15 protein-coding genes are annotated in these 19,633 nt (G+C 67.7%); 7 read left to right on the forward strand and 8 right to left on the reverse strand.

Features of this window, described 5'->3' with window-relative positions; genetic code table 11:
* Window positions 1–79 precede the first annotated feature (79 nt).
* The 5 genes from M7H19_RS13825 to M7H19_RS13845 are packed head-to-tail and all read left to right on the forward strand — an operon-like array spanning window position 80 to window position 8,791.
* Window positions 80–1,381, forward strand: a complete 1,302-nt coding sequence (locus tag M7H19_RS13825; RefSeq protein ID WP_298181317.1) for a flagellar basal body protein FliL — start codon at window positions 80–82, stop codon at window positions 1,379–1,381.
* Window positions 1,374–4,010 carry a glycosyltransferase gene (locus M7H19_RS13830; protein WP_298181318.1) on the forward strand — a complete coding sequence of 879 codons (2,637 nt, stop codon included), beginning with the start codon at window positions 1,374–1,376 and terminating at the stop codon, window positions 4,008–4,010. The genes M7H19_RS13825 and M7H19_RS13830 overlap by 8 nt, the downstream gene beginning before the upstream one ends.
* Window positions 4,010–5,278 (forward strand): hypothetical protein, encoded by a 1,269-nt coding sequence (locus M7H19_RS13835; RefSeq protein ID WP_298181319.1) that lies wholly within the window; start codon window positions 4,010–4,012, stop codon window positions 5,276–5,278. Before M7H19_RS13830 ends, M7H19_RS13835 begins: the two co-directional genes overlap by 1 nt.
* Window positions 5,279–5,321: 43 nt before the next feature.
* The gene (locus tag M7H19_RS13840; protein WP_298181321.1) at window positions 5,322–6,437 is read left to right on the forward strand and encodes a hypothetical protein; all 1,116 of its coding nucleotides are present in this window, start codon (window positions 5,322–5,324) and stop codon (window positions 6,435–6,437) included.
* Between the two features lie 11 nt (window positions 6,438–6,448).
* The gene (locus tag M7H19_RS13845) at window positions 6,449–8,791 is read left to right on the forward strand and encodes a glycosyltransferase family 4 protein (RefSeq protein ID WP_298181323.1); all 2,343 of its coding nucleotides are present in this window, start codon (window positions 6,449–6,451) and stop codon (window positions 8,789–8,791) included.
* A 71-nt stretch (window positions 8,792–8,862) separates the two neighbouring features.
* Here the strand turns inward: M7H19_RS13845 and M7H19_RS13850 are convergent, their stop codons facing one another.
* The 3 genes from M7H19_RS13850 to M7H19_RS13860 all read right to left on the reverse strand — a co-directional run bounded on the left by M7H19_RS13850 (window position 8,863) and on the right by M7H19_RS13860 (window position 12,736).
* Complete coding sequence (locus M7H19_RS13850) at window positions 8,863–9,807, reverse strand: FkbM family methyltransferase (RefSeq protein WP_298181325.1); 945 nt, start codon at window positions 9,805–9,807, stop codon at window positions 8,863–8,865.
* Window positions 9,804–10,799, reverse strand: a complete 996-nt coding sequence (gene gmd / locus M7H19_RS13855) for a GDP-mannose 4,6-dehydratase (protein ID WP_298181327.1) — start codon at window positions 10,797–10,799, stop codon at window positions 9,804–9,806. Before gmd ends, M7H19_RS13850 begins: the two co-directional genes overlap by 4 nt.
* A gap of 164 nt (window positions 10,800–10,963) precedes the next feature.
* On the reverse strand, window positions 10,964–12,736 hold the full coding sequence (locus M7H19_RS13860; protein WP_298181328.1) for a gamma-glutamyltransferase: 1,773 nt from the start codon (window positions 12,734–12,736) through the stop codon (window positions 10,964–10,966).
* A 151-nt stretch (window positions 12,737–12,887) separates the two neighbouring features.
* On the opposite strand from M7H19_RS13860, the gene M7H19_RS13865 reads away from it, so the two are divergent.
* Window positions 12,888–13,646, forward strand: coding sequence for an SDR family NAD(P)-dependent oxidoreductase (locus M7H19_RS13865; RefSeq protein WP_298181330.1), 759 nt, complete (start codon window positions 12,888–12,890; stop codon window positions 13,644–13,646).
* A gap of 17 nt (window positions 13,647–13,663) precedes the next feature.
* Here M7H19_RS13865 and M7H19_RS13870 read toward each other — a convergent pair whose 3' ends face one another.
* The gene (locus M7H19_RS13870) at window positions 13,664–15,301 is read right to left on the reverse strand and encodes a TM0106 family RecB-like putative nuclease (protein WP_298181333.1); all 1,638 of its coding nucleotides are present in this window, start codon (window positions 15,299–15,301) and stop codon (window positions 13,664–13,666) included.
* Between the two features lie 173 nt (window positions 15,302–15,474).
* Between M7H19_RS13870 and M7H19_RS13875 the strand changes: the two genes are divergently transcribed.
* Window positions 15,475–15,969 (forward strand): DUF6474 family protein, encoded by a 495-nt coding sequence (locus M7H19_RS13875; protein WP_298181335.1) that lies wholly within the window; start codon window positions 15,475–15,477, stop codon window positions 15,967–15,969.
* Window positions 15,970–16,044: 75 nt separating this feature from the next.
* Here the strand turns inward: M7H19_RS13875 and M7H19_RS13880 are convergent, their stop codons facing one another.
* From M7H19_RS13880 to M7H19_RS13895, 4 genes are read right to left on the reverse strand one after another with little or no spacing between them, the layout of a single operon-like run.
* Window positions 16,045–17,040, reverse strand: a complete 996-nt coding sequence (locus tag M7H19_RS13880; protein WP_298181336.1) for a glycine betaine ABC transporter substrate-binding protein — start codon at window positions 17,038–17,040, stop codon at window positions 16,045–16,047.
* Entirely contained in the window at window positions 17,037–17,813 is a 777-nt protein-coding gene (locus M7H19_RS13885) for an ABC transporter permease (protein ID WP_298181338.1), read from the reverse strand. Before M7H19_RS13885 ends, M7H19_RS13880 begins: the two co-directional genes overlap by 4 nt.
* Window positions 17,810–18,970, reverse strand: coding sequence for an ATP-binding cassette domain-containing protein (locus M7H19_RS13890; RefSeq protein ID WP_298181339.1), 1,161 nt, complete (start codon window positions 18,968–18,970; stop codon window positions 17,810–17,812). The genes M7H19_RS13885 and M7H19_RS13890 overlap by 4 nt, the downstream gene beginning before the upstream one ends.
* Window positions 18,963–19,610: an ABC transporter permease gene (locus M7H19_RS13895; protein ID WP_298181340.1), complete on the reverse strand. Its 648-nt coding sequence runs from the start codon at window positions 19,608–19,610 to the stop codon at window positions 18,963–18,965. The genes M7H19_RS13890 and M7H19_RS13895 overlap by 8 nt, the downstream gene beginning before the upstream one ends.
* Window positions 19,611–19,633: the final 23 nt, after the last annotated feature.

Raw genomic sequence — 19,633 nt, forward strand, 5'->3', positions numbered from 1 at the left:
CACCCTCACCGACATGCCCGCTTTGGGACGTGCAGAATAGTCCCGGGTTCGAGAGTCATCAGTGGTACTGACCGGTCACGTGTCGCTGTCCGGGTTCGAGATAGGGGGCCTCACGGTGTCCTGGCAGGAAGAGTTGCGCAAGCTGGACGAGGAGCTTGCGTCCGGTCGCCTCTCCGCAGGCGACTACCGGGTTCGCCGCGACCAGGTGCTGTCATCCGCGGTGACCAGTGGTGAGAATCCCGCCGAAGGACAGCAGGCGCAACCGCAGCAGGTCCAGCCCCAGCAGGCACAACCACAGCAAGCGCAACCGCAGCAGCCACAGCAACCCCAGCCGGACCAGTCCGCGGACAGCAGCGCCAATTCGACCCAGATCATCTCCCCGGCCAGCCTCCCGCAGGGGACCCCGCAGCCGAACCAACAGGACCCCAACTTCGGGGGTGCCGAGCGCACCCAGGTGGTATCGGCCTGGCAGGCCCAGCAGGCACCCCAGCAGCCGCAACAGCCGCAGCAGCCTCAGGCCGGGTACCCGCAACAGTCCGGTCTCGCGTCGCCGGCTGGGGGTTTCCAGCAGCCGGCCCCCATGTCACCGGCCGGTGGTTTCCAGCAGCCGGGGCAGCCCTGGAACGCCGCCGAAGCGGACCAGAGCCCGCCGTGGGGCGGTTCCGAGTTCCCGCCGCTGACTCCTCCCACTCAGCAGGAAGAGAGCGGCCAGGGGCCGGAGACGTTCGAGACGTCGTCGGGCAGCCGTAAGAAGGTAATCGGCATCGTCGCCGCCGTCGTCCTGGTCGCCGCGCTCGGTGTCGGTGCGTGGCTGCTCTTCTTCAACGGCTCGGACGACGACGCGGTCGCGGACCCGACGACGCAGCAGCCGACTCCCTCCGCTCCCCCCTCGACTCCCCAGCCGCCGGACGACCTGGCCATCGCCTCGCTGCCCGGCACGGTGGACGAGCGGCCGGACGTCACCACGTTCGAAGCGGTGGTGGCCGGCAAGGTGCTGACCGACGAGGAGAACGAGGTCCTCGAAGAGGCGGGGGCCGGCGATGCCAGGATGGCCGTCGCCGAACTGCCTTCCGGTGACCGGGCCGTCGTGCTGACGGTCGAGGTCAGTTCCGAGTCCGATGCCGCCGACGCCGTCGACGGTCTCGTGGAGCTTCAGGACAAGTACGGCCTGGAGGACTACAACGGTGACATCGCCGCCGAGGGTGTGCAGGCCAACGAGCTCGACAAGAAGGAAGAGGCCCCGGCGCTCACGCGGGCTCACTACGCACACGGCACGACGGTCGTGCGGATCCAGGTGACCGCTCCGGAGCTGTCCGAGCTTCGCAAGGTGTTCGAAGAGATCGTCGCGTTGCAGCTCCAGGCGTTGCCGGCCGATGGCTGACGTCCGTACCCGGTTGCCACAGGCAGCCGCGTGCACGGTCATCAGCGAACGGCGACTGCCGGTGGCGCGCGCGCTGGCCCGGTCGTATCTGGACCACCATCCCGGCGGGGACTTCGTCGTCCTCGTCGTGGACCGGCCGGAGTACGCCGGCGAAGCGGCCGACCACCGGGTCATCGGGTACCGCGGACTCGACATCGACCAGGACGAGTTCCTTCGGCTCGCCACGTGCCTGTCGGAATCCGAACTGGTCCGCGCGGCGATTCCGGTACTGCTCAAGACTCTGTTGGCCGACGTCGACGTCGCGATGTACCTGGCCCCGGAGACCGAGGTGCTGGCACCGTTGACCGATGTCGCGCGGCTCGGTGTCGAACACGGCATCACGCTCGTTCCCCAGATGCTCGCGCCTCTGCCCCAGGACGGCAAGGAGCCCGGTGAGCAGTCACATGCCTTCGACGACGGTTTCCTCGCCGTCGGATCGACGGCACGGCCGTTCCTCGACTTCTGGCGCAAACGGTCCGTCCGCGCCGACCCGGACGAGCGGGGGCGGATACTGGAGCTGGTGCCCGGCCTGTTCCCGCACACGGTGGTCCGTGACCCCGGGTTCGGCGCGGCGTATTGGAATCTGCACGAACGGCCACTGAGCCGCCGCTCCGACGGAACGGTCGAGGCCGCCGGATCCCCGCTGCGTTTCCTCCACCTGCCGGGATACCGTCCCGAAAAACCGTGGCAACTCACCGATCATTGCCGGACTCCACGGTTCCGGCTCTCGCACAACCGCACCCTGCGCGAGTTGTGCGCGGGCTACGCGGACAGACTGCGCGCCGCGGGCTACCGGGAGACGGCCGAGTCACCCGCCGCAGACACAACGCCTGATCAGTCCACTGAGGACTATGAGTATGGGTTCGCCCGACTGTCCGACGGAACACCGCTGACCGACCAGATGCGCCGGTTGTTCCGCAACGAATGGCTCGACGCCATCGACGCGCGAGCCGACGACCCGCTCGAACGCGGCGCCGCGGAACTTCCACCACACCCGTTCGGCGACGACGGCGCTGCGGCGTTCCGGCGTTGGCTCGCCGCGCCGACGTCTCCCACGGAGAGAAGCGCCGGGCTCAACCGGCTGACGATGTGGGTCTGGGCGCATCGACCCGACCTCCAGACCGCCTTTCCCAAGCCGCTGCACGGAAGTAGCGAGGGTTTTCGGCAGTGGTGTCGCACCCACGGGTTCGCCGAGGGCCTGTTGCCGGAATGGGCGCTGCCGCGCGAACCGGCCACGCCGTCCGGGCCGGTCGACGAGTTCGGTGTCAACATCGCCGGCTACCACACGGCCGAACTGGGGATCGGCGAGATGGGCCGGGTGATCATCCGCGCCGTCCAGGAGTCGGGCGTACCGATCGTCTCGGTCGTGGAGGAACATTCGCTGTCGCGCACGGTCCGGACCAAGCTGGACGCGCCGGACACCGTGGGCAGGCCGAAGTTCCCGGTCAGCATCATCACCGTCAACGCCGACTACACCGAACTCCTGCTGGACAGCCACCCCGAGGTGGGGCACGAACGCTACCGGATCGGCCTGTGGGCGTGGGAGTTGGAGGACTTCCCCGAACACCTGCACGCCGGTTTCGACCTGGTCGACGAGGTGTGGACGGTCAGCGAGTTCTGCGCGCGGGCGATCGCGCCGCACTCGCCGGTGCCGGTGAAGGTGGTCCCCGTCCCGGTACTCGACCCCGGCGAGAAACCGCGGCCCGTGCGTGCCGAGGACGAGCCCGTCCGGTTCCTGTTCGCCTTCGACTTCAACAGCACCGGTCAGCGGAAGAACCCGTGGGGCGTCGTCGAGGCGTTCCGCCGGGCGTTCGGCGATCGCGACGACGTGCGGCTGACGATCAAGGCCACCAACGGGCACCTGCACGCCGAGGCCGAGGAGCGACTGCGGTACGTCATCGGCGACGACGACCGGATCGAACTGCTCGACCGCTACCTCAGCGTCGCCGAACTCGACGCTCTCTACGCCGATAACGACGCCTATGTCTCGTTGCACCGCAGCGAGGGGTTCGGGCTAACCGTCGCGGAAGCGATGGTGCGGGGTATGCCGGTCATCGCCACCGCCTACGGCGGCACCACCGAGTTCTTCGACACAGCCGTCGGCTGGCGGATTCCGTACGAACGGGCCGAGGTCGGGCCGGGTTGGAAGCCTTACCAAGCGGACGGCGTTTGGGCGGACCCGGATCTCGACGCCGCCGCCGAGGCCATGCGACAGGTCGCGGACGACCCGGCCGAGGCTCGCCGGAGAGGCAAGGCCGCCCGGGAACACATCCTGCGCACCCGGTCGATGGACGCGGCAACGGAGTGGATCCGCACCGAGCTGCGCGCCGCGTACGAGACGTGGCGTGCCCGCCAGGAACCGCCGCCGGACCCGTTCGCGCCGACGCTGCGCAAACTCGTCGGACGCGTACTTCCTCAGCGGGACGAGCGCACGCTGTCGGGCAGACTCACCAACCGGGCTCGTGGCACGTTGTCGGCGCTGGGTCGACGGGCCGAGACTGTGACTCGCCTGACTCGCCAGTCTCGGTTGACTCGGCAGGATCACCGAGCTCGGGCGCACCGTACCGACCGAGACGAACAGGGCCACTGATGAGAGCGCACAACGAGCAGCCCGCAGCGTTCCCGGCCGTGCACGAATCCTGGTTGCCACGCGAGCACGCGTTGTACCGACCCCGACACTCCGGCCGCCAGACACTCGCGCTCGTGTGCGCCATCGTGTTCTTCGCGACACCGCTGTTCGCGTTCGCCCTCGGCGCGCGGCCCACCGAGTTCGAAAACCGTGCGCTGGCCCCGTTTCCCAGCCCCGGGGACGGCTGGTCGTTCTTCACCGACCTGGGCCCGTGGGCGACCGACCACCTCGTCTTCCGCGAGGACGCCGTGCACGCGGCGGACGCGATAAGCCGGGGCCTGTTCGGTGAACCCGCCCCGTTCGGCAACAAGAGCAACGACGCCGGGCCGATCCAAGCACCCCCGCCTCCACCCGACCACGTCGAATACCCGGCGGTGGTCGAGGGCAAGGACGAGTGGCTCTACCTCGGGGACGAGATCTCCAGCCACTGTCAGCTCGAACAGCCCCTCGAGGAGACCGTGGCCCGGCTACGCAAACTCCGCAACGGCATCGAAGCGACCGGGCGCACATTCATCACGGTCATCGCCCCCGACAAGGCCTCGCTCATACCCGAGCACCTCCCGGACACCTACCTCGGCAAGGACTGCCACCAGCGGATGGTGGACGAGTTCTGGCAGCGGATGAGCGCCGAGGACTACGTGCTCGACCTTCGGGACGACTTGCTCGACTGGGGTGAGCAGCTGGGTGAACCCGTCTACGGCCCGCAGGACGCGCACTGGTCCGACGAGGGCGGCGTTCTCATGGCTCGCGCGGTGGCCGAACGGCTGCGGCCGGGCATCTCGGACACTTGGAAGGTGACCCCCACCGAGGAATGGCGTGTTCCCGCCGACATCCCGCCGCTGATCGGCCGGGACGGTGAGACCGTCGGTCGGGACTACGCCGTCGCGCCGGACGGCGTGGAGGACCAGACGCAGGAGACTCGCACGGAGTACCAAACACCGCTGGTCCTGAACACCGCCTCGGGTGCCGGCACCTACGGGCTCGGTGTCGGCCTGCTCGGCGACTCCTTCACCATCCGGGCCCTGCCGTACCTGGCGGCGGCGTTCGGGAACATGACGGTGCTGCACCACGGCACCACAGCCGACGACGACGGCGCTGCCGTGGCCGACATGCTCGCCGACAAGGATGTCGTCGTGCTGGAGATCGCCGAACGCTCGCTGGTGCGGGGCGCGGCCACCATCCTCAGCGACCCGGTCATGTCCACTATCTTCGCCGGGCTGACCGAATGAGGAGACCGGATCCACCTCCTGCCACTGAACCGATGGAAGAATGATGTCTGAAACACGAATAGCGCAAGCGCTGGCCAGGCTTGCCGAACATCAGGAGCTGCACCTACCGCTGCGGCGCACCGACCTGTTGGGCAGGTTGGTTCTGCGTTTCCTGTGGCGGCGCCAGATCAAGTGGCAGATCGAGACCAACCTCGCCGTGCGGGACGCGCTCGAAGGCCTGGCCGAATCCGGGCGTGCCACCACCGACCGGTTGCGGCACGAGGTGGCGGCACTCCAGCAGCACGACCAGAACCTGATGGCCGGGCTGAACCAGCGGCTGTACTCCTCGGTGGGAAGGCTCCAGTCCCAGATCAGTGAGCTGAGATTGCAGATCGCCGAGTCGGACGAGCGGAACGACGACGTCGAGCAGCGCCTGCAGAAACTGGAACAGCAGGTCGAGGCCCACAACGCCACCACACGGTACGACCGACTGCGGCACGCACGGCTTGAGAAGTTCCTCGACGAACTCCGCGCGACACGGCCCGAGCCCTCGGCTTCCGAGGTCGCGGACCGAGTCCCCGAGCGGGAGTCGTTCCTCGAACTCGCCGTGTCCGAACTGCTCGACGGCCATGTCGAGGGTGTCCGGGCGGCCAGGAAGCCGTATCTGGATGTGGTTTCGTCGGCCCGGGACAGCGGTGCGACCGGACCGGTGTTCGACATGGCGCCAGCGCGGGGTGAATGGCTGGAACTCGTCCGCGACGCGGGCCTGCCCTACCGGGCGGCCTCGGACAACCGTGCGATCCGCCGACACTGTGAGGAGCTCGGCCTGACGATCGAGTCCGGCGACGCTTCAGAGCAGCTCGCGGCCACAGCCCAGCGCTCGCTCGGTGCGGTCACGGCGTTCCGGTACGCCGAGAGGCAGCAGCCGACGGAACTGGCCCGGTTCGTGGAACTGGCCGCGACGGCTCTGCAACCGGGTGGGGTGCTGATCGTCGAAACCGCCTCCGGTGCCGCCGAACACGCTCACGACTTCCATCTCGACCCGTTCGCCGTCCGCCCGGTGCACGCCGACTTCCTGCGGTTCCTCATGGAATCGAATGGCTTCTCCCGCGTGGAGTCCCGACCGGTCGACCCGGCGGTGGTGCAGCGCGGTCGCTACTCGTTGATCGCGTGGCGGTGATCGGTCGAGCCATGGAACACCGCATGTGGACGCCGCTGCCGCCGGAGCGCAGCGGTATCGCCGACTACAGCTACGAGCTGCTCGAAGCGCTGTCGGACATCATCGACGTGACCGCGGTCGGCCGGGACCCGAAACGAGCCGTGGTCCCGCCCGGTGTCCCCGTGGCCGGACCGGACGACGAGACTCCACGCGACGCCCTGAACATCTACCAGATGGGCAACCACGCCGGGGTCCACTCGTGGATCTACCGTCGGGCTCTCGACGTACCCGGCGTGGTGGTGCTGCACGACACCGCGTTGTTGGACTTCAACCTCGGCTACTTCGGCGGCCTCGACTCACCGGCGTTCCGCGAGGAAGTCCGGTACGCACACGGCCCTATCTGGGGCGATCCGCACGACCCCGCGCTGCTGCAGGGCTGGCCCGCCGTCGAGGTCGACGGTGTGAAACACCTCGACCACCAGACGCTCACCATGGAGCGACGACTGGTGTCGGCCGGCAAGGGCGTGATCGTGCACGACCCGTTCTCCGCCGAGTTGTTGCGCAAGCGGTACCCCGGCCTACCGGTCCACACAGTGCCGTCCGGCGCGCCGATCCGGGACAACACGAGCCGAGCCGAGGTCCGGGCCCGGCTCGGCTGGCAGGACGACGACGTCGTGTTCGGCGTGTTCGGCGGGTTCAACCGCATCAAGCGGACGACCGTGGCGGTGCTGGCCTTCGCCGACGTCCGCCGCCGGTGGCCACGGGCCCGACTGTTGCTCGCGGGCCACGCGGACTTCCCGAACGTCGTCGACGAGGTCCGGCAACTGGTCGCAGAACTCGGCGTCTCCGACTCGGTGCATCTCGCTCTGTCCCCGGACAAGGACGAGTTCGAGGAGCTGATCACCGCCACCGACGCCGTTCTCAATCTGCGCTGGCCGACCGCCGGGGAGACCAGCGCCGTGATGATGCGCGCGTTCGGCGCGGGCAGGATCGTCATCACCAGCGACCTCCCACAGCATCGACACTTCGACCCGACGTTCTGTTGGCTGGTCCCAACCGAACCCGCGCACGAGGCCGAAGCGCTGTCCGAATTGCTGGAGCGGGTGGTGTGCTGGCCCGACGAGGCTCGACAGGCCGGTCGGCGGGCCCGGGAATACGTCCGCGAGCACGCGTCGTGGCCAGTGGTCGCCCAGGGGTACCGGAAGGCCTTGGAATCCATCGGCGCCGAGCAACGGGCCACCCCTGTTGTCCCACCGACTCGGCCGGGCGTCAACGTGTTCGCCGACGCGCGAGCCACCACCGGATTGGCGGAGTCGGCGCGGCGACACGCACTCGCGCTCGTCGACACCGGTGTCGACATGACGTTCACCGAGTTCAACACCAGGGCACCCAACCGATCGTTGGCCGTACCGCGCAAACTCGCCGATCTGCGGCGCGGCAAGGACCATCCGATCGACCTGTGGTTCATCAACGTCAACGAGTTCCAGCTGATCCCGGAACACGCTCTGGACCGGTACACGATCGCGATGTGGGCATGGGAGCTGCCCGAAGCCCCGGACTACGCGCTGAAACAGTTACCGCGAATGGACGAGCTCTGGGTGCTGTCGTCGTTCGTCGCAGACGCCTTCCGTACCGCCACCGACATGCCCATCACCGTGATTCCGAGCGTCGTGCCGCAGCGGCCGGACATCCAAGGCGATCGCGCGAAGTTCGGTCTTCCCGACGACGGGCTCGTCGTGCTGTTCAACTTCAGCGCCTCGTCCAGTGACGCCAGGAAGAACCCGTGGGCGGTGATCGAGGCTTTCCAGCAGGCGTTCCGGCCGAGCGAACGGGGCACCGACGCACACCTGGTGATCAAGGCGGTCGACCTGCACCGTTTCCCCGAACTGTCCGCGCAATTGGCGCAATCGGTGGCGAGCGTGAACGGCACGCTGATCGGACGGGACCTCACCAGGGCGGACATGGACTGTCTGCTGGCCACCTGCGACGTCTACGTCTCGTTGCACCGGTCGGAGGGGTTCGGACTCGGCATGGCCGAGGCGATGGCGATGGGCAAACCGGTGATCGCCACGGGCTACGGCGGCAACATCGACTTCATGCCGCCGGGTTCGGCGGCCGTCGTGGGTTATGACATCCGACCCATCAACGACCGCGACCACCGCTTCGGCGCGGAGTTCGGTGACTGGTACCGCCCCGGCCAGCTCTGGGCGGAACCGGACGTCGAGCAGGCCGCGCGCTGGCTGCGTCGGTTCGCCGAGAGCGAGACACTGCGGCGCACGATGGGTGCGCGCGGGGCCGAGGCCGTCAAAGAGGTCTGCAGCCCGAAGGCCGTCGGCGCCGCGATGGTGAAACGGCTGAACGAGATCGGGCTCTGAAGTCCGGCCGAATTTCCGGCCCTGTAAGGCGGGTACGGTCCCACGAACCGCGCCGTGCCCGCCTTACGGGTTCACGTCCGTTTCGACGTCGACGCGGCGTGCTTCCTTGCCGCCTCCAGTTCGGAGATCCGCGCCTCCAACGCGGAGGCGTACCGGGTGGCTTTTTCCGCACGCCGCCGTTCCACCGCGACGGCCTGTTCCAACGTCGCGATGTAGGCGGCGTTCTGTTCGCGGGCCTGCTGTTCCTCACGAAGCCGTCGCTCTAGGCGCCTGATGTACCCGGTCTCACTAGCCCGGGTCGCGGGCAGATCCTTGATCTCGGCCTGCATACGTGCCACGTCGTGGCGTTCGAACTCGTCGAAGACATTCGCCGGCACGGCCAGGCAGGTCAGTGCTTCGTCATCATCGGCCTGGGCGTAGAAACGGTTGAGCCCGTCGAAAAGCGCGCAACGATACCCGGCTTCGAACAGGATGGGTTCCCATTGCTCGTACGCAGGGTCCGGGGAGCCGGGTGTGGTGGCCTCGACCACCACCACGCGCGGCCGATGGCGGACCCAGTCCGCGCCCGCGAGGACGTCCCGCTCGGCGCCCTCAACATCGATCTTGAGGAAGTCGACGTCGCCGGGATATTCGTCGAGCATGGAGGCCAACGTGGCGACCTCGACCTCGACTTCATCCACCTGCCACCGTTGGTCGTCCCGGTACCGCCGGGCCAACTGATCGTCGATCGTGGTCCGTCCCCAGGCCTCGGGAACCACGTGCAGGGTGGCCTTCCCCTCCGTGGCTCCCAGCGCGATCGGCAGGGTCACGTCCCGCGGCCGCTTCTTCCGCAGCCGTTCGGCGAACTGCGGGACGGGCTCGACGTTGATCCCGGACCAACCCCGGTCGTAGAAATGTTTGGTGACCGAATCCTCGACCGGGTCCCCGGCACCGACATCGACGTAGCGGCCTGTGGCCTGCTGCCGAAACAAGCGGGCCAGTACGACGTCCTCCGCGTTCTGCGCGTAGGAGATCACGGTTGTTGGATTCCGGCCTTACGCGCTTCGAACTTCAGGTCGTGGTCGACCATCATCGCCACCAGCGACTCGAAGTCGACCTCCGGTTTCCAGCCCAACTCGGTACGGGCCTTGGTGGCGTCACCGACCAACAGGTCGACCTCTGCCGGGCGGAAGAACCGCTCGTCCTGGGTGACATAGCGTTCCCAGTCGTCGAGGCCGACGTGCCGGAACGCGGCGTCCACGAACTCCCGCACACTGTGCGTCCGACCAGTCGCCACCACGTAGTCGCTGGGCTCGTCCTGCTGAAGCATCAACCACATGGCCTGCACGTAGTCACCGGCGAAACCCCAGTCCCGCCTCGGTTCGAGATCCCCGAGCACCAACGTGTCCTGCAGGCCGAGTTTGATGCGAGCCACCGCGTTGGTCACCTTCCTGGTGACGAACTCGATACCGCGACGCGGGCTCTCGTGGTTGAAGAGGATGCCGGAGCAGGCGAACAGGCCGTAGCTGTCCCGGTAGTTCACCGTGATGTCGTGGCCGAAGACCTTGGCGCAGCCGTACGGCGATCGAGGGTAGAACGGGGTCGTCTCGACCTGCGGCGACTCGCGGACCTTGCCGAACATCTCCGAAGAGGAGGCCTGGTAGAAGCGGATCGGGTTGTTCTGGCTGCCACCCACCATGCGGATGGCCTCCAACAGTCGCAGCACACCGAGCCCCGTGACGTTCGCGGTCAACTCGGCCTGCTTGAAGCTGAGCCCCACGAACGAGATGGCGCCGAGGTTGTAGACCTCGTCGGGCTGGACCTGTTCGAGCGCGGCGACCAGGCTGGACAGGTCCTGCAGATCACCGGAGACCAATTCCACGAACGGCAACTCCGTCTGCAGGGCCTCGAGTTTCGGGTTGTTCTGCCCCTTGATCAGGCCGAAAACCTTGTAGTTCTTGCTGTGCAGCAGTTCCGCGAGGTACTGGCCGTCCTGACCGGTGATTCCGGTGATCAATGCTCGTCGCACACGGGTGAGAATAGCCAAAGACCGGCCAGCGGTGGGCGACCGTGCCCAACTCGAAGCCGACCCGAGTCCTGCCCGACCACCACGGTTTCCCGGCGAGACGCTGTGGCGACCGCTTCGTCGAGTACTGGGTCATCGCCGAAGACCCCACCGGCTGAGCGGACCCGTCAGCGACCGACCGCGTAACCCTGCATCCCCCGCGGGTTCGCCGCCGCCCGCAGCACTCCCGTTGCGGGATCACACGAGACCGCCGACAACCTGCCCAACGCCCACGGCCCGGCGTCCACGACGTCGTGACCGCGTTCGGTGAGCTCGGCTATCACCTCGGAACCCATCCGCGACTCCACCACGAGCTCCTTCGGCTGCCACGCGCGCGGGTAGAACGAACTCGGAAACGCCGTCGTGTGCCACGCGGGCGCGTCGATCGCCTCCTGCAGGTTCAGGCCACCCACTGTGTGGGCGAGCCAGAAACACAGCTGCCACTGGTCCTGCTGGTCCCCGCCCGGCGTGCCGAACGCGAGGGTCGGCTCGCCGTCGCGCAGGGCCATCGACGGCGACAGCGTGATGCGAGGCCGTTTGCGGGGCGCCAGCGAGTTGGGCAGGCCCTCCCCCAGCCAGAACGTCTGCGCGCGCGAGTCGAGGCAGAAACCCAGCTCGGGAATCGTCGGCGACGACTGGAGCCACCCGCCGGAAGGCGTCGCCGAGATCATGTTGCCCTCGGCGTCGACCACGTCGATGTGCACGGTGTCGCCACGGGTCCGTCCCAGGGTGTCCACGGTGGGTTCGCCGATGGCCCCCGTCCCGCCCTGACCGCCGAGCGTGCGTTCGAGCACGGCGGGCAGTCTCGGATTCGGTCCGCCAGGGCGCAGCTCCGCGCTGGCCTCATCACCCACGAGCGCGCGCCGCTGCTCGGCGTACTCCCACGACAGCAACATGCCGAGGTCCACATCGGTGTCGCCGTACCACGCCTCCCGGTCGGCGAACGCCAGCTTCGCGCACTCGGTGGCCAGGTGCACGGTGCGCGCGTCGGGGCGGCCGTCGACGTAGCGCAGCCGATCCCGGAACCCCTCCAGCAGGCGCAGTTGCTGGGCCAGGACCGGCCCCTGCGTCCACGCGCCGCACTTGACGAGGCTCCACTCGCCGAAGTCGGTGATCACCGCGTCCTCGTACGTCGCCTCCCAGGACGCCAGGTCGTCGCCGGTGAGCAGCCCCGCGTGCTCGCGACCGGAGTCGTCCCGAAACGCCTTCCGGCTGAACTCGTCGATGGCCTCAGCCACGAATCCGTGGGACCAGGCGCGTCGGGCCTCGTCGATCTGCGCTTCCCGACTCGCGTGCACCTCGGCCTGCCCGAGCAGGCGTTGCCATGTGCGGGCGAGCTTGCGGTTGCGGTGCAACGATCCGGGTGTGGGGGCCTCGCCTCCGGGCAGCCACAGTTGGGCCGAGCTGGGCCAGTGGTGGATGAACAGTTCGGCGACCGAGTCGATGGTCTCGGTGATGCGCCGGACCACCGGGACGCCCTGCCACGCGTACGAGATGGCGTATTTCAGCACGTCACGCAGGCTTTTGGTGCCGTGGTCACGCAACAGCAGCAACCACGCGTCCCAGGCGCCGGGCACCGTGGCGGCGAGCAGGCCGCTGCCGGGGATGAGGTCCAGACCGAGATCGCGGAAGTGCGCGGGCGTGGCCGCTGCGGGCGATACACCCTGTCCACACAACACGCGGGGCTTGCGCTCCTGAGCGGTCGCGAAGATCGCGGGCACCTGACCGGCCGGGCCGTTGAGGTGCGGTTCCGCCACTTGCAGCACGAACCCGGCGGCCACAGCGGCGTCGAAGGCGTTCCCGCCGTCCTCCAGCACCGCCATACCAGTCGCCGAGGCGAGCCAGTGGGTCGTGGCGATCATGCCGTGGGTACCGGCGAGTTCTGGTCTGGACGTGAACACGTTTCGACCATAAGGGTGATCGCTTCGTTCGCACAACTAACAGAAAGTCGCGATGCGCACATCACCCCTCCGACGCGAACGGCCGTTAACCTAAGGCGGGCGATCGCCGACTACAGAGAAGAACCACGAACGACACGGAAAGGACCCGAACATGCAGATCCAAGACACCGCAGCCATCGTCACCGGTGGCGCGTCCGGGCTCGGCGCCGCGACCGCGAAAACACTCGCCGCCAAAGGAGCCCGGGTGTTCGCCGTCGACCTCGAAGCCTCCATTGCCAAAGCCGAACCGAGCGACGGCGTCACCTTCGTAGAGGCCGACGTCACCGACGCCGAGCAGGTACAGCGAGCCGTCGGCACCGTCACCGACTCCGACGCGCCCCTGCGCATCGTCGTCAACTGCGCGGGAATCGCCCCGCCTTCCCGCATCCTGTCCAAGAAGGGCCCGCACGACCTCGACCTCTTCCGCAAAGTCGTCGAAGTCAACCTGGTCGGCACCTTCAACGTCATGACCCTGGCCGCACAGGCCATCGCCGCCACCGAACCACTCGACGACGACCAGCGCGGCGTCATCATCAACACCGCGTCCGTCGCCGCGTTCGAAGGCCAGATCGGCCAGATCGCCTACTCGGCCTCCAAGGGCGGAGTCGCGGGCATGACCGTCCCCGCCGCACGCGACCTCGCCTCACACGGAATCCGAGTCATGACCATCGCGCCCGGCATCGTCGAAACCCCCATGATGGCCGGCATCACCGAGGAATTCCGCCAGGGACTCGCCGCGTCCGTCCCCTTCCCCAAGCGTCTCGCCCGCCCGGACGAATACGCACAACTGGCCGTGAACATCGTCGAACACGACTACCTCAACGGCGAAGTCATCCGCCTCGACGGCTCCCTGCGCATGGCGCCACGCTGAAACACCGGCCGGTTCGGCTACAACTCACCCATGAACGGGACGGCGTGCATGGCCTCGTTGCTCATCCACACCCGCAGCGCATACGTGGCCCGCACGTCGTCCTCGTTGTAACGCAACAACCTTTCACGCTGGGCCGGGTCGGGCGCACCGCCGTCCATGCCCACCGCATCGCGATACCAGCGCATCGACGCCTCACCGCTGGCCTCCGGGTCACGCCAGGAGAACCCTGCGACAGGCGCCACCACCTTCAAGCCCTTACCGCGCGAACACAGGAACTGATCGGACACACTGCGGAAGAGGTCCACCCACTCGTCCGACTCCACGAAACGCCGCACCTGTTGCCGCGTGGGAATACCGTCCATACCGGCGAACCGATCCGCCGACGCGTACAACCAGCGGTTCTCGGCGAGCGCGTTGTAACAGTAGGCCCGAAACGTCAACCCCGCGGCCTCCGTCCTGGCCCGCACCTCCGACAGCCACGCCCAGAACCGCGCGAACGAACGCGCCTCGTCGTCGGTGGGCAACGGATCCCACGTCACGAACGCCCGGTAGCCGGGCTCGATACCGATGTCCGCACCACTGAGCAGACAACCCCACAGGTAGGCGCCCGAATCGCCGAAGCTTTCCATGTCGATGTCCACTTCGACATCGGCGCGTGGCACGCATACGGTCTCGACCCTGCGCACCACGGTGAGATCGGCCAACCACGCCCGTGCGAGAGCGACGGCGTCGACGAACGTGGTGCCGGTCCACTGGATCGGAGACTCGGCACCGGGGTCCAGCGCGGCCAGCTTGTCTACAGTAGACACTCCCGCGTTGCGGAGTTCGACGGCGTCCTCGCCCCGCACGACCAGACTGACATCGCGCTCCCGGACCAACTCCGCCTCACACACCGGCCACCACGGACAGCGCTTGCACTCCAGGATGCGCGACGGCTTCGCCAAGGCCTCCGCCCGCGTCGCCGCCGCCCGCGCCACGGCGAGACGATCGGCGAACCTGTCGTCGTACTCCTGCAAAGCGCTTCGCCCACCCGGCCACGTCGGCGCACTGAGGTCGTGCCAGACGACGACATCGGCGTCCAAACCGACGACACCACCCAGGGACCGGCCGGGCTCGGCGTAGCCGGCCGCCTCCAACAGCCGCCGCGCATGCGCCAACCGCAGCTGGTCACGTGGATGAGAACGCACCTTGCGCTTCTCATCCACGCCCGCGCGATCGGGATCGACATCGGGCAACACCGTCGTCCGCGCGCCCTCACCGGGGTCGGTGATGCGGTGACGCACCACCAGAACCGGAACGTAACCGCCGGAAGCACGTACCAGCAGTTGCACACCGCCGCGCCTGCCCCCGGCGACATCGACCGGCAACAGGCCGTTCCAGATATAGGCGACCTCCTCCTTCAGGGCCGCCCGCGTCAACCGCTCACGTTCCGCTGCGGGCAGCCCAGCCGGAATGACCGCCCAACTACCGTGCGTCTCAGCCTGCAACCATTCCGCTACACGAGCCCTGTGCTCTCTGGCATCGGCGATGCGCTGCTCAGCGGCCGGATCGGGAGGCGCCAAAGGGGCGTCGCGCATGGTGGGATCGTGGTCGAGGTGTACGCGGCGGCGACACCGCGTGACGACCCCCGCGTCCAGCAACACCTCGGCAGCCATGTCACTCACTGTATGAGAGGCCACCGATGCGGAGCCGACGTGCCCGGGCAGGAGGCGAACAGTAAGTTCACGGGTGAGCCGACAGACAACTCCGACAGACACTCCGATAGACACAGTGAGCGCGCGGTTGCAGCGCCATTGCGAGAACAGGCACGACGAAGGGAACCGGTGCGATGGGCCGCAAGGCGGAGCGAACGCACAGTGAAGCCGACGACACAGGGTGGACGCCGAAACGCGCGAAGAACGCCGTGCGGATGGCGAAGGTGATCGTGCCCGCCGCCGCCGGCGTGCTCGCACCCCTGGTGGTCCGCGCGGCAGGCGCGATCAGGGAGGCATACGACCACCAGCAGGCCCGACGGATGGGCATCGACATCGCACAGCTGCCCGAGTACCAAGGCCGGGGCGGTGCGCTGCTCGCCCGTATCGCGGGTGCGGCCGAAGGTCTGTCCCAACTGGCGGGCTCGGACCGGGCCACGGAGGACGATCACGGCTTCGTCACGCGCAGCCGCTCGACGCTGGAGCAGCTCAGCGCGTCGGTACGAGCGTCCGAACGCATGCCCGCACCTCGGCGGAAGGCCGCGCACCGGGCTGTCAGCGCGGAGCTGGACATCATCGAGGCCGAGTTGCTTCGCCGTCTGGGGGTTCAGCCACCCGGCGCGCCGACGTGAGCTGCGGACACATCTACGCAGACTGCGGACACGACGACGCAACCTGCGGACACGGTGATATGTGGTGGCGCGGGATCAGTCGACCTCGATGAAGCCTTGCTCGGCCATCCAGTCGCGCGCGACCTTGGCCGCGTCCCTGCCGTCGACGTCCACCTGCTTGTTCAACTCGATCATCGCGTCGATGGTCAGTGCCTCCGAGATCGGCGCCAGCACCTCGGCGATCTGCGGATACCGCTCGTAGAAGTCCTCGCGCATGGTGATGGCGGCGTTGTACTGGGGGAAGAACTGCTTGTCGTCCTCCAACACGCGAAGGTCCAGCCCGGCGATCCGACCGTCGGTGATGAACACCTCACCGATGTTGCATGTGTTGTTCGCCACAGCGGCGTAGATCGCCCCCGCGCCGAACGTCTTCGTCGTGGTGGTCGGGAAGCCGTACGCCGCCTGCACCCCGGGCATGCCGTCGGGCCGGTTGGCGAACTCCGTGTCGACGCAGAACACCGCCTCCTGCGGATTCTCCTTGAGGAAGTTCGTCACGTCGGTCAGCGTGCGTAGACCGTGTTTCTCGGCGTAGGCCTCGGTGGTGGCGAACCCGTAGGTGTTGTTGACCTCCGAGTACGGCAACCACACGATCCCGTTTTCCTCCAGATCGGCCTCCCGTACCGCCTCGTACTGCTCCTGTTCGGACGGTATGGGTCGGTCGTGGCCGAGATAGGACAGCCATCCCGTGCCCGTGTACTCCCACACCAGATCGATCTGGCCGTTCTCCAACGCGTACCGGGCACTGTTCGAACCGGCGATGTTGGTGAAGTCGATCGGGTCGGCACCGGCGGCCTTCAAGGCGATCTGCGCGATGTAGGCGAGCAGGATGTTCTCGGTGAAGTCCTTGGAGCCCACCGTAATCTCCACGCCCTGGAGTTCCGGCACCTCACGGATCGACCCCGCCTGCACGTCGAACGGCAACGCGGCGTTGACGTTCAACCCGCATGCGCTCACCAGCAGCGGCAGGACAGCCAGCAAGGCGCAGATACCGCGCCGTTCGACCCGCCTTCCACGCCTCGCGCCGCGCCTCATGACAGTCCCTTCGGTCCGAAGTACTTCTCCAGCACCGCGCCGAACCAGTCCACCAGCAGCGCCACCCCCACGGCCAGCACCGCGCCGACCACCAGAACCGTCGTGCGGTTCAGCTTGTACCCGGCGTCGATCAACTCACCGAGTCCACCGCCGTTGACGAAGAACGCCAGCGTCGCGGTGCCCACCGCGAGTACCAGCGACGTACGCAGGCCGGCGAGGATCATGGGCACGGCCAGCGGCAACTCGATGCGCAGCAGCACGCCCAGCGACGACATCCCGATGCCTCGCCCGGCGTCCACCAAGGTGGGGTCCACGGAATAGATGCCGACGATGGTGTTCCGCAGCACCGGCAGTAGTGAGTAGAAGGCGATCGGCAGGGCGGCCGCCCACAGTCCTTCCTGTTCCGTCCACAGGAAGAACAGCACCAGCACGCCCAGCGCGGGCGCGGCCTGGCCAATGTTGGCGATGCCGAGGAACAACGGTGCCGCCGGCCGTGCCCACGACCGCGTGAGGAGCACGCCCAGCGGTACCGCCACCCCGATGACGAGCGCCGTGACCACCGCCGTGATCAGTAGGTGTTCCCAGGTCTTCGTCAGCAGGGTGTTCGCGTTCAGCGATTCGGCCTCGATGACGTCGTTTTCCCTGGTCAACGCCCACGTGACCACGGCGGCGACGAGCACGAGCACCACCGCGGGCTGTACCAGCAGGCGGATCCGGTCGGCGCGCTTCGACCCCGACTTGGTGGAGATTCCCGACAGTTCCGTGGACGTCATGACCGCCCACTCTCCGAATCGACGTGTTCGGTACGCAATTGCTGGATGGTGTCGGTGACCGTGGTGATGTCGATGGTGCCGACGTACTCGCCGCGCGAGCCGGTGACCACGGCGTTTCCGCCCTCAGCGAGGATGGCTTCCAACGCGTCCTGCAGCGTGGACTGCGGGCTCACCAAATCGCCGATAGGCCTGCCCACCGAGGTGAGCGAGGACGCCGCGGACAGGTCACGGACGTGCACCCAGCGCTTCGGCCTGCGGCGGTTGTCGAGGACGAGTGCGTATGTCCGGCCCAGCGCGGTCAAGCGCTCGTGCAACTCGGCGGGCGAGGAGTCGATCATCGCGGTGAGCGTGGTGTCGCTGTAGTCCACGTCGCGGACCCGCAACAGCGTCAGCTGTTTCAGCGAGGCTCCCGCACCGACGAATCCCGCCACCATGTCGTTGGCGGGGTTGGCCAGGATCGCCTCGGGCGTGTCGTACTGCTGGATCGACGACTTCTCACCGAGCACGGCGATCTTGTCGCCGAGCTTCACGGCCTCGTCGAAGTCGTGGGTGACGAACACGATCGTCTTGCGCATGTCCTCCTGGAGCCGGAGCAGTTCGTCCTGCAGGTGGCCGCGGGTGATGGGGTCGACGGCTCCGAACGGCTCGTCCATGAGCAGCACCGGCGGGTCGGCGGCGAGCGCCCTCGCCACCCCGACGCGCTGCTGCTGCCCACCGGAGAGTTGCCGCGGATAGCGGTCCCGGAATTCGGCCGGGTCGAGTCCCACAAGGTCCATCAGCTCGTCGACGCGGTCCCGGATGCGCTTGCGGTCCCACTTCAGCAGCCCCGGCACCACACCGATGTTCTGCGCGACCGTGAAGTGCGGGAACAGCCCGGCCTGCTGGATGGCGTAGCCGATCTTGCGGCGCAGCTTGTCGGCGTCGAACGACTGGACGTCCTCTCCGTCGATCGTGATGCGTCCCGACGACGGCTCGATCAGCCGGTTGATCATGCGCATGGTGGTGGTCTTGCCGCACCCGGAAGGACCGACCAGGATCACGATCTTGCCGGCCGGGATCGTCATGCTGACGTCGGCGACAGCGGGTTCGGAGCTTGCCGGATAGCGTTTGGTGACGTTGTCCAACCGGATCTCGACACCACTGGGTTTGTCAGCCACGAATCCCCCTCGAAACGGTGAGGCGAGCGATCAGGAAGTACACGCCCTCCAGCAACAGGGCGAGGATGACGACGCCAAGCGTTCCAGCCAGCGCCTGGTTGGTCGCGTTGGCGCTGCCCGCCCTGGTCAACCCCGAGAACACCTCGCTGCCGAGCCCGGGCCCCTTGGCGTAGGCGGCGATCACCGCGATGCCCATCAGCATCTGCGTGGCCACGCGCATCCCCGCGAGGATGGCGGGCCAGGCCAGCCGCAACTCCACCCTGGTGAGCACGCCGAGGCGGCTCATACCGATGCCTTTGGCCGCATCCGTCACCGCCGGGTCCACACTCGCCAGCCCCACGATGGTGTTCCGCGTGATCGGCAACAGCGCGTACAGAACCAGCGCTATCACCGTCGGTGTCGCCCCCAGGCCCACGACCGGGATCAACAGCCCGAGCAGCGCGAACGACGGAATGGTCAGGATGGTGCTGGCCAGCGCGGTCGCCACCGCCGAACCGACCGGGCTGCGGTAGACCGCGATGCCGATTCCGATGCCGAGCAACGCCGCGATGATCGCGGACTGTACGACCTCACTGACGTGGAGGAACGCCTGAAGTGACAGTCGCTCCCACCTGTCGGCCACATACTCGAACAAGCTCATGGACCACCTATTCGCTTCCTGGG

Source organism: Saccharomonospora sp., from assembly GCF_027317685.1.
Taxonomy (GTDB): domain Bacteria; phylum Actinomycetota; class Actinomycetes; order Mycobacteriales; family Pseudonocardiaceae; genus Saccharomonospora.